This is a genomic window from Pseudomonas sp. NFACC13-1, assembly GCF_900104425.1.
Taxonomy (GTDB): Bacteria; Pseudomonadota; Gammaproteobacteria; order Pseudomonadales; family Pseudomonadaceae; genus Aquipseudomonas; species Aquipseudomonas fluorescens_AA.
This window is the reverse complement of record NZ_FMXV01000023.1, coordinates 24,362-35,815: the sequence shown is the minus strand read 5'-3', so window position 1 is coordinate 35,815 and position 11,454 is coordinate 24,362. Positions and strand designations below refer to the sequence as shown.

13 protein-coding genes and 1 pseudogene are annotated in these 11,454 nt (G+C 62.0%); 2 read left to right on the top strand and 12 right to left on the bottom strand.

Annotated features, from left to right (window positions below):
* A pseudogene (locus tag BLQ55_RS31780) lies at window positions 1-534 on the top strand (calcium-binding protein); the annotation flags it as partial.
* A 90-nt stretch (window positions 535-624) separates the two neighbouring features.
* On the opposite strand, the gene BLQ55_RS23710 reads toward BLQ55_RS31780, so the two are convergent.
* The 12 genes from BLQ55_RS23710 to BLQ55_RS23655 all read right to left on the bottom strand — a co-directional run bounded on the left by BLQ55_RS23710 (window position 625) and on the right by BLQ55_RS23655 (window position 9,836).
* Window positions 625-1,449, bottom strand: coding sequence for a DUF4198 domain-containing protein (locus tag BLQ55_RS23710; RefSeq protein ID WP_092257494.1), 825 nt, complete (start codon window positions 1,447-1,449; stop codon window positions 625-627).
* Window positions 1,450-1,456: 7 nt separating this feature from the next.
* A complete protein-coding gene (locus BLQ55_RS23705; protein ID WP_256326643.1) occupies window positions 1,457-1,747 on the bottom strand; it encodes a hypothetical protein in 291 nt (96 codons plus the stop codon).
* 55 nt (window positions 1,748-1,802) lie between these two features.
* Complete coding sequence (locus tag BLQ55_RS23700) at window positions 1,803-2,795, bottom strand: metal ABC transporter solute-binding protein, Zn/Mn family (RefSeq protein ID WP_092257488.1); 993 nt, start codon at window positions 2,793-2,795, stop codon at window positions 1,803-1,805.
* Window positions 2,792-3,697: a metal ABC transporter permease gene (locus BLQ55_RS23695; RefSeq protein WP_092257485.1), complete on the bottom strand. Its 906-nt coding sequence runs from the start codon at window positions 3,695-3,697 to the stop codon at window positions 2,792-2,794. Before BLQ55_RS23695 ends, BLQ55_RS23700 begins: the two co-directional genes overlap by 4 nt.
* Window positions 3,694-4,374 (bottom strand): metal ABC transporter ATP-binding protein, encoded by a 681-nt coding sequence (locus tag BLQ55_RS23690; protein ID WP_256326642.1) that lies wholly within the window; start codon window positions 4,372-4,374, stop codon window positions 3,694-3,696. The genes BLQ55_RS23695 and BLQ55_RS23690 overlap by 4 nt, the downstream gene beginning before the upstream one ends.
* A gap of 23 nt (window positions 4,375-4,397) precedes the next feature.
* Entirely contained in the window at window positions 4,398-5,330 is a 933-nt protein-coding gene (locus tag BLQ55_RS23685) for a metal ABC transporter solute-binding protein, Zn/Mn family (protein ID WP_092257479.1), read from the bottom strand.
* Window positions 5,327-6,061, bottom strand: coding sequence for a DUF6162 family protein (locus BLQ55_RS23680; protein ID WP_092257476.1), 735 nt, complete (start codon window positions 6,059-6,061; stop codon window positions 5,327-5,329). Before BLQ55_RS23680 ends, BLQ55_RS23685 begins: the two co-directional genes overlap by 4 nt.
* Complete coding sequence (locus BLQ55_RS23675) at window positions 6,061-6,549, bottom strand: DUF6644 family protein (protein ID WP_092257473.1); 489 nt, start codon at window positions 6,547-6,549, stop codon at window positions 6,061-6,063. The genes BLQ55_RS23680 and BLQ55_RS23675 overlap by 1 nt, the downstream gene beginning before the upstream one ends.
* Before the next feature lie 40 nt (window positions 6,550-6,589).
* Window positions 6,590-7,072, bottom strand: coding sequence for a DUF6644 family protein (locus BLQ55_RS23670; protein ID WP_092257470.1), 483 nt, complete (start codon window positions 7,070-7,072; stop codon window positions 6,590-6,592).
* Between the two features lie 21 nt (window positions 7,073-7,093).
* The gene (locus BLQ55_RS23665) at window positions 7,094-8,590 is read right to left on the bottom strand and encodes an alpha/beta hydrolase domain-containing protein (RefSeq protein ID WP_256326641.1); all 1,497 of its coding nucleotides are present in this window, start codon (window positions 8,588-8,590) and stop codon (window positions 7,094-7,096) included.
* 45 nt (window positions 8,591-8,635) lie between these two features.
* Window positions 8,636-9,388: a hypothetical protein gene (locus tag BLQ55_RS23660; protein ID WP_092257464.1), complete on the bottom strand. Its 753-nt coding sequence runs from the start codon at window positions 9,386-9,388 to the stop codon at window positions 8,636-8,638.
* Window positions 9,389-9,452: 64 nt separating this feature from the next.
* Window positions 9,453-9,836 (bottom strand): DUF6152 family protein, encoded by a 384-nt coding sequence (locus BLQ55_RS23655; RefSeq protein ID WP_092257461.1) that lies wholly within the window; start codon window positions 9,834-9,836, stop codon window positions 9,453-9,455.
* Between the two features lie 226 nt (window positions 9,837-10,062).
* On the opposite strand from BLQ55_RS23655, the gene BLQ55_RS23650 reads away from it, so the two are divergent.
* Entirely contained in the window at window positions 10,063-11,400 is a 1,338-nt protein-coding gene (locus tag BLQ55_RS23650; protein ID WP_092257458.1) for an alginate export family protein, read from the top strand.
* The last annotated feature ends 54 nt before the right edge of the window (window positions 11,401-11,454 follow it).

Below are 11,454 nucleotides of genomic sequence, written 5' to 3'. Positions count from 1 at the left end.
GACACCGTGCTCTCGTCCGTAAGCTGGAGCCTGGGTGCCAATCTGGAAAATCTCACGCTGACCGGTAACGCCCAAGTCAACGGCGGCGGTAACGTCCTGAATAACGTGATTAGCGGTAACGCCGGCAATAACGTGTTGGTCGGTGGTTCAGGGAATGACAGGATAGACGGCGGTGCTGGCAACGATACCCTGGCTGGTGGTATCGGCACTGATACCCTCATGGGTGGTGCCGGGGTCGACCGGTTTGTTTTCGGCACATTGAACGAGTTGGGTAAAGGCAGTGCTCGTGACGTCATTCTCGACTTCAGTGGCCTCCAAGGCGACAAAATTGACCTGTCGAAACTCGATGCCAATCTCCTGACCACGTTTGCCGACACGTTCAGCTTCATCGATTCGAATGATTTCACGGCAGCGGGACAACTGCGCTTCGTCGACCAGGTGCTGTACGGCAACGTCAATGGTGATCTGGGCGCGGATTTTGAAATCCAACTGACAGGTGTCAATACCCTCAACGCCAACGATCTGATCGTTTGATAGCTCGGGCCCTGTGAGGAAAATCCAGGGCCCTTTCTGTATCAAGTGTCGCGTTGTCACCATGTGCCTGCTGCTTGCGCTGGCGCCTGGTCAATTCATGTCCCTGGCCTGTACCCATAGCACTGCGTCTTGCGACAGGGGTTTGCCCTTGTGGGTTTTCGTCGCACCGATGTCGAGCGCCGCGATGCCCCACCAGCCGGCCCGGGGCAGGCCGATGGTCACGATCCCTTGGGCGTCCGAGTAGGTACTCAGGGCTTTGAATGAAGCCTGGGGTGCCGTGACGTAGTCTTGCTGGCCGAAGGCGTTTTTTTCGAGATCAACGGAATGGTTGACGTATTCGATTTCGACTTCGGCGAATGGAACAGGCTTGCCATCGGCCAGCACCACGGCGCGGAACACGCCGCCCGTCCAGTTGGCATAAGGTTTGTTCAACGGCTGGATCTCCACCGGCAACCCTTGTGGTTCTGTCCAGTTGCCGGGGACACCGCCCACGTTCACGATCAGCTTGGTGAACTGTTGGATGTAGACGTCTTCCTCGGTTTCCAGGTAAGGCTCGGGTTCGAGTACGAAGATATGGTCACCCAGTGAACGCACCAATTCCCGTGGAATCGAGGCACGATAGGCCGTCGTTCGGTTGTCGCGACTCTGCCACTCGACGGGGCGCAGGTATTTGCGCAGGTCGATTTTTTCCTCTCCGTGGGAACTGATGTGGCTGAAGGCCCTAGGTGCATCCATGGTCATGGTGGGACCACCGGAGAAAGGATGGGTGAACACCAGCGCGAACTCGAGTTTTTCTGCACGTTGCAGTGCCGTTTCTTCAACGTAGAGCATCTGGAAATGGGCCTGTGCAGCGCCGGTCAAGCCAGTGAGCGTCGTCGCGGCCAGGGCTTGAAGCAGTTTTCGCTTGAACGTCATGGTCGTTTCACCTTGAAATGTCGGAAGACTGAATCGTGATCTGATGTCCAGCGCCGCCCAGGAACACCACGGAGTAGTTTCCGGCAGGGGGCTGGAATGTGTAGGTGTTGTCCTTGCCGACTTCGCCTTGGAGCAATACCTTGCCGCTCGGATCCTGGACATGGATTTGTCTGCCGGCGGCCGAGCTGCCGTCGGTGAAGCCCGCCTCGCACGCCACCCGGCTATCGTCCTCGATGTAGCAATCGAAGACCGGGCCGTGGGCGAAGGTTGCCTGGCAGAACACCAAAGCGCCTGCCATCGATATCCGCCGTACTGAACCTATGGGTTTCATAACGTCTCGCAATCAAGATCGATCATTGGGGAAGGGGCGGGGCATCGCCTCTCTTATTGTCATTGCCCGTCGCGGTGAAGGCCGCCAGCAGGGCGTCCAGGTTCGAACCCATGAGCGTCTCGTATCCGCTGGCCGTATCGGCGAGCATTCCCGGGTTGCCCGTATCGAGGATCAGTAGCCGCGCGCCCCCGTCCTCGATGGCTTTGGCGATGTTGGCGTCCGGTGCCCACTTGTGGACCACCACGCGGATGTCACGCTCGCGCAGGTAGTGAGTCAGCGCGGCGCGGTCGGCATCGCTCCAGTCGATGTCCTGCCGGACGAACCAACCATCGACAAAGACGCCGAACTCACCGAACAGGTAGATGAACTCATTGGCCAGCGAAAACACGCGCAGGTCCGCCACGGCCGTCAGTCGGGCGCCGTAGTCGGCCTTGAGCCGGCGCAAGCGCCCTTCGAGCTCGGCGAGATTGCGCTCTATCCGTGGCGCGTCGGCGGGGGACAGGCGTGCCAGGTCGGCGGCGATCAGCCCCGACATGCGCATGGCGTTGATAGGGCCGAGCCAGGCGTAGGGCGACAGGCCCTCATCGACATCACTCGCCGCAGCCCAGGGAACGTCGTTCGACGGCGCTTGGGTCACGGCCACGGCGGGCTTGACGGTGTCCCATGAATGCGAGGCGTCGATCTCGACGATTCGCAGGTTGTGATGGCGGGCTGTCGCATACAGCGGATCCGCACGCCAGAGATGGCTGAGGGTGACCACGGCCGTAGCCTGCTGGAACACCGCGGCGTCCAGGCGCGACAGCGCGTTGGCCTGGCTTTCCATGGGGACGGCCGCGTCCGCTGGCACACGGACGACATCCAGGGTCGTGCCGGCGCTGAGCGCCGAGGCGAGCGCATACACGGCTGGCAATGCGACGAGCACTTGCTGTTTGCCGGTATCGGCAAGGGCCGGGAACGGAGCGCCCAGCAACACCAACAGCGTCAGCCAGGCCCCGTAGATTCCTTTCCTATTCATACGCTGGCGCTCCTGAAACGGGATGTGGTAGCGCGCATGACGGTGGTGACGGCGAACACCAAGGCCGCGACGATCACGATGGCGCCGCCCGTTGGCACGGGGATGTGGAACTGCATGGGGGCCAGGATGCCAACCACGCAGGAAAAGGTCGCGATCAGGATGGCGCGTGCCACCAGCCCTGGCAGTGAACGGCTGATGTTGCGTGCTGCCGCGGCCGGTATGAGCAAAAGGGCTTCGACGAGCACTGCGCCGATGATTTTCAGGCAGGCCACCGTCACCAGGGTGACCAGCACGACAAACAGGTATTCGACGCTTCGCACTCGCACGCCGCGCGCATGGGCCAGGCTCGGGTTGAGGCTGGCCAACAGCATGCCGTTGTACAGCGGCAGCCCGAGCAGCGCACACAATGCCGTTACGCCAAGCAGCACGTTCATGTCGGTGTAGTCGACCGCCAGGATAGAGCCGAACAGCACACTTTCCATCACATGGGTGTTTATCTTGGCCGACACGAACAGCAGCAGTGACGCCCCGACCGCCAGGGAAATGGACAGGAACACGCCGATCAGCGTGTCATTGGCCAATGTGGTGCGGTGCTGCGTGTACTTCAGCGTCAGGGCGAACAGCAAGCAGAAGCCGAACATCGAGAAGTAGGGGGAGGGGTAGGATTCGCCGATCAGCACGCCAATGGCCACGCCGGTCATCGCCGCATTACCGACGGACTGACTGAAGAACGCCATGCGCTTGATCATCACCATCGAGCCCAGCACGCCCAGGAGCGGGCCGATGAGCACTGCGCAGAGCAGCGCGTTGATCACGAACTCGTACTCGAACGGTTGCGGCAGCAGGCCACCGGCGGCGAGCGCTTGCAGGTGGTTGCGAATGAACTCGTACAAGGCGCTCATTGGACTCCCTCCAGCGAATAGGCGACCTGGTCGGGGACGCCATGGAACAGCACGCGGCGGTTGATAACGGTCACCGATTGGGCGATGCGCCGGACCTGTTCCAGGTCATGGTTGATCCACAGAATGGTGACGCCCCGGCCATGCAACTCGGCCACCAGCGCTTCCACCAGCCGCACACCCGGTTCGTCGATGCCGGCGGTCGGCTCGTCGAGGATCAACAGCCACGGCATCGGGCTGATCGCCTGGGCCAGCAGCACTCGCTGGCGCTGGCCACCGGACAGGCTGCCAAAGGGTTTGGCGCCCATGCCAGCCATGCCGGTACGCGCCAGGGCCTCGGCATTGGCCACCTTGGCGGATCGCCTCGAGCCCAGGAAGGCCGGCCGGCGTTGCCCCAGGAGGGCCATGAGATCGTTGACCGTCATCGGCACGTTGCGGTCGAAGTCCGGCAACTGCGGGACATAACCCATGGGCGTCGTGACCTCGCCCTCGAAGCGGACCGTCCCCGAATGCGGCATCTGGCCCAGCAGCGCGCGCACCAGTGAAGTCTTGCCGCCGCCGTTGGGGCCGACCAGGCAGTGCAGGGCACCGGCTTCCACCCGAAAACTGACGTCGTCGAGTACTTGCGTACCTCCCAGCTGCAGGGAGACGTGATCGAACACCAGGGCGGGGCCGCGCATGGCCTGTTTCTCCTTCATTAGGTTCATCGCTGCGTGAACTCGACGGCTTCGGCCAAGGTCTCGAGGTTCTCGCGCATCGCCACCTCGAATTCGTCCGCGCTGTAGGCCGTGCCGGTGATGTGGGACAGCGCGAAAACCTTCACGCCGGTGGCGGCCTCGATGGGCTTGGCGAGATCGAGGGAGAAGTTTTTCTCGGCGAACAGCACCCGTACGTTGGCCTTCTTGATCGCGTCGAGGGTGTTGGCCAACTGGCGCGCCGTCGGTGCGACGCCGTGACGGGGCTCGATCACGGCGCTCACGAACAGGCCGAACTCCTGCATCATGTAGTCGTAGCCGGCATGAGTTGTCGCACAGCGGAACGATGACAGGTCCAGGGCGGCGAAGCGGGTCATGAAACCTGCTCGCAAGGCTCGGATGCGTGCGGCATAGGCAAGGGCGTTTTGTCGATACGCCACAGCGTTGTCCGGGTCCAGCTCCCCCAACCGGCGAGTGATCTCGAAGACCTGCTGTATCGCGGCCGTGGTGGAGACGAAGGTGTGCGGATTGACCACCTTGGCGCCGTCCTGGTCACCGCCGATGGGAATGAGGGCCACCGACGCATTGGCCTGGATGATCGGCAATGTCGCCCCACGGCCGGCGGCCTTGACGATCTGGAAGGCCCATTCATCGTGGCCGATGCCATTGACGACCAAGGCATCGAGCGTCATCGCACGGGTGATGTCGTCGGGTTGCGGCTGATAGTTGTGTGGATTCGCTTGCGCCGTGATGAGGGCAACGACCTCGGCCCGATCACCGACGATATTGGCCACGAAGCTGTAGTAGGGGTGCAGGGTGACGCCGATCTTGAGCTTCTTGCCAAGAGGGGCCGTCGGGCCGGCGAATGCGATGACGGGTATCAATACCAGCAGCGCAAGGCAACGGCGCCACAGCGCGCGGTGTTTCGTAGAAACGGTCATGGCTGGTTTCCTTTTACGCGTTCGATTTCACTGGCACCGTCGTAAGGAATGACCTGGCGCCAGCCTTTACCGACCAGTGATTCGGGCTTGACGATGTCGGGGTAGGGCGCGTTCGGGTCGGGGTGGACCCAGATCGTTGCCTGGTTGGCCCACATGACGCCGGCATGGGCGTGCCCGATGACCAGCAGGTAGGCGCTCTGGCCGCGCGCGCGGCCGGCGGAACCGTAGTAGACCGTGGCGCCCTGGCCCTGGGTCGCTTGCGACACTTCGCTGACGATTGGGGCAGCAGCGTCGTCCTCGTGGTCATCGACGGAGCCGGCATGGGGCAGATGGCTGCCAGGCAGAATCAACTGCCAGTGCACCTCACCGTTGGTCTTCCAGAAGGCATCCCGGTAGAAGGGCGGCAGCAAGATCGCCTGGGCACGCTCCAGCGTGATCCAACCGCCGGTGTCGTTGTTGTTCCAGATGATTTCTTCACCGGCAGGCAGCAGGGCGCTGTGGATGGCCTGGTCGACCGTACCCAGGCCATCGAAGGAACGCACCTGCCAGCTCAACGGGGTCGGAGGGCCGGCGTGTTGCGGACGCAGCAGCACATAACCTGTCACGCCGGCGATGATTGCCAGGGCCGCCAGCAGCAAGGCCAGCGACTCCCAACGGCCGGAAGCCGGGGGCACGAGCTTGAATGCACCGTTGGCGTCAGTGTCGGGCCAGGTTCGCGACAGGCGAGCCATCAGACAAACCCGATCCAGCGGCCAAGGCCTATCACGCACGCCCACAGTGCCAACGAGCAGAGTCCGGCGACACGGGCCTGGCCGGGCGGTGGCAGGGTCGTGTCCCATTGGTCGATCCGGCGATAGGCGCCCAGGTGGAAGACCCCCATGTTGACGCCCGCCAGCAACAACACGCCCATCTTCCACCAGAACACGCTGTTCTGCGCATAGGTGGTGGCATTGGAGGCAAACATGAGCAGGCCGGTGATCACGCAGGCTGAGAAGGCCACCCAGGTATATGGCAACAATTCCTGGATCAGCCGGAGCGCGCTTCGACGGTGGGAGGCGATGCCGAGCAGGCGCAAGTCGACGACGGCGATGGTCCCGAACACCAGGGCGATGCCGATCACGTGCACCGACTCCAGGTTTGGAAAAATCGAACCCGACTCTCTGATCCGGGCGGCGACAGCGGTGTCCTCGAGGGCTTGCAGTATCGATTGGAGGTCCATGGTGAATACCTGAGAAAAACGTTCATCGAAAAAGCCGGGATCAGTAGGCAATCCAGCGACCGCAGAAGATCACGACGCACCACAGGGCGATCGATAGCCAGGCCAGCACTTTGGCCGGAGGCTTCTGGTCATCGCCTTGTGCCTGAGCGGCAGGGCGCAGCAATGGACGCCGGATTGACCAGGCCAGCGTGAACACGGCGACGACCAGGCACATCTTCAGCCAGAACGTTGTGTTGACCAGGACGCGGTCGGGCTCGCCGATGACCATGACCAGCCCAGTGAGAAGCAGGACGACGAGGGCGGCGCGCATCCATGGGAAATAGCGGCGGATGACGCCGCGCATAGGCTCATCGGTGGCGAGCACGCCGGCCAACCTGAGGTCGGAGATGACGGCGGCGCCGAAGATCACCGCGATGGCGACGATATGAATGCTCTGGACGGTGGGCACGACCCAGAACATGTCCCTGATGGCGGTGCTCACGGGGGACGCGTAGATCCAGGCGATGATGAGTTCTGATGACATCTGCTTTGCTTCCGCGTTGGGTTAGAAGTCTTGAGGTTTCGCGATCGGACGCAGGCCCGTTGCATCTTCCGGAAGGAGATAGCCCTGTTTGATCGAGAGCCCCTTGGCGTCTTCGAATGCCTGTTCGTAGTGGCCGAAGCTTCCATAACGCTGGACGAGCACGTCCTTGGAATAGGGCACCTTGGTGTCGTAGATCAGGCCGCAGCCGGTTTCCTGGTCCGTGAGGTAGGTCGCGCTGGGCACCTGGATCCATGGCGGGCGCACGCCCCCTTGCAGGTTGCCGGTAACGGGATCGCGCACGGCGACCTTGCCCTCGCGCACGACTCGCGGGGCCTTCGGCATGGCTTTGCCCTCGCGCACCCATCGGTCCATGCCATCGAGGAGTGCCGAGACGACCAATTCCGCCGGCTCGTCGTACAGCGTCCGGCACCGCGGGTCGTCGCCCTTGCCAATGTCGGCGGCGAACAGCTCGGTATGTTCCGTACCAAGGTCGGCCAGCCGCAGATGGGGCATGCCGGTTACTTCGTAGTAGCGGATCTGGGGGCTGTCGGTGTCCGGCGGCAGGTGGATGCCTTCGATCGCGTCGTGCATCAGTTCGGATTGGCTGTAGACCGTCACGAACGGCACGCCGTCGGGCATCTGGCGTGGCAGCCGAACGACGTCGCCGCCCACCTCGCCATAGGCCATGCGGCCGGTCATGTAGGCATCGATCAGCGGCCTGGCGTCGGGCATGCGCCACTGCTGGTGGCGGCCCTGGTCGAGGTAATCCATCCAGACTTGCGCGGTCACCGCCCAGCTGTTGACGTAGACGCGATGCACATCCAGGCCGGCCAAAGGGCCTTGCTCCGAATGGGTTTTGAGCAGCAACACCAGCTGCGCCGCGATGCCCTGGGACTGCGGCACGAACGGATCGGGACCGTTACCGCGGGTGAAGCGTTGCGGGTCGTAATAGCTGCCCAGCGGCGCATAGCGTGCATAGTCGAAACGGCGCATGAACTCGAAGTTCACGATGTGTCCGTACTGGGCAATCTGTTCGGCTTCGGCGGCCGGGGTATCGGAGATGAACTTGGGATCGATGGCCGGCCTGTTCATGTTCAGTGTGTAGCCGACGTACGCGTAGCCGCGCCGTAGCAAGTAGTCACGGGTCAGGATCCAGCCTGCGCCACGCTCGCCAAACCAGCTGAACGGCTCGATCACCACCGTGCCGTTGAAGTGCGCGGGATCCGCTGGTTTGCGTACCACGATGCGCGTGGTGTACGGCGCCTCGAAGAGCTGTTTGCCCGAGGCGGTGATGGCCGGGGCGACGCCTTGCAGGTAAAACTCTTCCTCGATGTAGCCGTACTTTTCCAGGTCGCTGTATTCAGTGCCCGGGCGTTTTGCCGAGGACAGCGGTGGCTTGTCGGAGGGCGGCACAGGTATGGCCGTGGGCATACGGGGTACCTCTGCAAACGCGTTCGCCGTGAGGATCAGCGAGAGCAGGGCGCCTTGCAGTGCCAGCCACAGGCGGCTGATGGTCATCGCTCGTTCCATCCGGTCATCTCCAAGGGAGCATCGATAGGGGCTTCACTCACGGCTGAGGGATGCCTTGCCCTCGCTGTCGATCACGATCTGGTTGTTCTCGCAGACGTATTCTTGAATGGCGTAGTTGGAGCGCTTGTAGTCGAACGTGAAGCGATACGGGGTGTTGAGCAATTGCGGGTCCTCGATCACCACCTGGTTCTCCAAGTGGTCCGGCCCCTTCAGCCTGATGCGTTCGGTGATCGTCATCTCCTCGCTGTGGGGAACGTCATAGAACGTCACGTCCGTTCGCACACGTTGGGTCTGCACCACCAGCGTGTCGCCTTCCCAGTGGCCGCGGGAATGGCCCTGGTACTTGGGATCGAGCTTCTCTTTGGGCGGCATGGCTTGGTTCAGGAGAATGCGGCGCACCTGTTGCAGGTACTCGCCGAGGACAATCACCTGCTTGTCGTCATGAATGATCTGGATCGGAAACAGTGCAGCCATCATCGTTGGCATGCCTTCGGGCAGGCATCTGGAACTCGTCGTGGCCAATGGCGTGCCGGCTTCGTTCGCTGCGGCTTGTTTCTTTTTCAGCGCGGCGTATTCGTTGGCATAGGGTTCCTTCAGGTCCATCGGGCCGCCCGGGTGCACCGGATCGTCGGGGTTCTCACCGAACCAGTCGTCGGGGGTTCTTTCCCAGGTACCGCTGATGTCCGGGCGCGTATTGTTCTGGGTCTTCGACGTTGCCCCGGCGCCGGTCGCGAGGACGACGCCAAGGAAGATCGTTGCTGCGCTCAAGGTTCGTGTCGGTTTCATTGAAACGTCTCCATGTTGCGGGCTTGTTCGGTTCGGTCGTCATGAAGCTGGACAAGCACTTCTTCTAGCCGCCGCCCGTGAGCACGACGTCACCGATCTTGATCTCCACGAGCAGACCGCCCGGGTCACCGTTTTTCAGCGGCCTGAAGGACACCTCGGCGTTTTCGCCGGCCTTGATGGAATCAGCGCTCCAGCCGGCACGCTGCAGCGCGTTGACGCTGCCGGTCTCGATCTTGAATCGCTGGGGCGGCGGGCCGGGTGTGTCGAGGTAAATGGTGATGTGCGGATTGGTCCAGGCAAAGCGCTCGACGACGCCCTTGACCGTGACCGTCTTGGTCTGGTCGAACAGCGCGAATGAATGGTGGGCAGTGGCCAGGGACGGCAGGGCACTGCAAGCGACGATGGTCAGCAGGCAAAGCCCCTGACGTAACAGCGGTAATGGGGTCATGACGGTGCCTCGTTCTTATGCGTTCTTATGGCCCCAGCATAGGGCGCACACATGGGCGGGCCGTAGCCCAAAACGGCAACCGTTCACGTCTCTGGGAATGTTTTCCGGGGGACGCCAGGGGAATAGGTCGTAGGCCCTAGCACATGCTGATTTGGGCTACCGCATGGACGACCCGAATCGGAACACTCATGACTCGCCTCATAAATATAAAAACAGGAGAGACGTCATGCGCACCCCCCATTACGCCCCGTTGCTTTCGCTGGTCGCGCTCTGCGCGTTCGAGCCGCCGGCACAGGGCTACGAGCTTTACAACGAAAACGAAGGCGGGACCGTTCTGAACGCCGAACTTTGGGCCGGGTTTGGCTGGTTCGGCAGCAGCAAGAATTACCTCGGCGACCCGCAGCGCGAGCCCGGCAGCATGCGGTGGCAGGAAGGGTTCGCCAAGTATGGTCTCAGCGGCACGACGGATCGGATCGCCGCCGGCTCGATCTACGGCGGGTTCAGCATGATCAGTACGGGGTCATGGGGCGACGGCGACGCGGGGGGTATCACCGCCGGAAATGAAAGAGAAACCGCCGTCGAAGATGCCTACCTGGGCTGGAAGTCAGGTGAGCTGATTCCAGCATTGGGCATGGACGGGGTTGATTTCTCTTTTGGCCGACAGATCGTTACGGTGGACGGCTTCCTGATTACCGATGATGGCTTCGCCCCCGGGAACGCTTTCAACCCCATCGAGGGCGTAGCGGATGGCCGCTTCAATCGCGGCGGTGCCTTTTACCTCGGCCCGCGGTTGGCGTTCGGAAATACGGCAGTCCTGAAGCTGGGCGGTACGGAAGGTCTTCACGGTAGCCTGATATGGCTGAAGTCGGATAATCCCGGGCAATCCAAGGCCGAAGTGGCGGTCGCCACCGTTGACTACACGACGCCCATCGGCTCGATCGGTTCGACGTATGTGCGCGGCTTGGATGTCGAGGAGCGGTACATCTTTGCCGATCGGGGTGAGCGCAAGGGCATGGACATCTACAGCATCCGTGGCCAGGGTAATGCCGGCATCGAGAATGCCGACTTTGCCTTCGAAGTGGCGCGCCAGGAAAAACGCTCAGGATCGCAGCGGGCGATGTTCTTCGACGCGGGCTACACCTTCGCCGATGTCAAATGGCAACCGACGGTGAGCTATCGCTATACGCGTTACTCCGAAGGTTGGGACTTCCTGTTCCAGGGCGGTTTTCGCAAACGCTACCAAGGCGAAGTCGCCGCGAATTACGCAGGCTCAGTGACTTCGAACATGCAGATCAATGACATATTGCTCTCGGTCATGCCGACCGACAAGTTAACGCTCAACGCGATGGCCTTCGACTTCCACCAGCTTTCCCGGCGAGGCGAACAGGACTTCAGCGCCCGCGAGTTCGATTTTTTCCTGGATTGGATGGTGACGGACAACATCACGCTCTCGCCGCTCATTGGCCTCTACAAGCCTGAGAAGTGGCTCGGCAATGGTGGCAACCAGAGTGGGAGCGCATCGACCAATACCTACTTCCAACTCATCGCCTGGGTGACCTTTTGAGCGGGCGTTCATGTCGTGAAACAGCCTGAGCGCTTTTCGTCGCTCGGTGGGAGG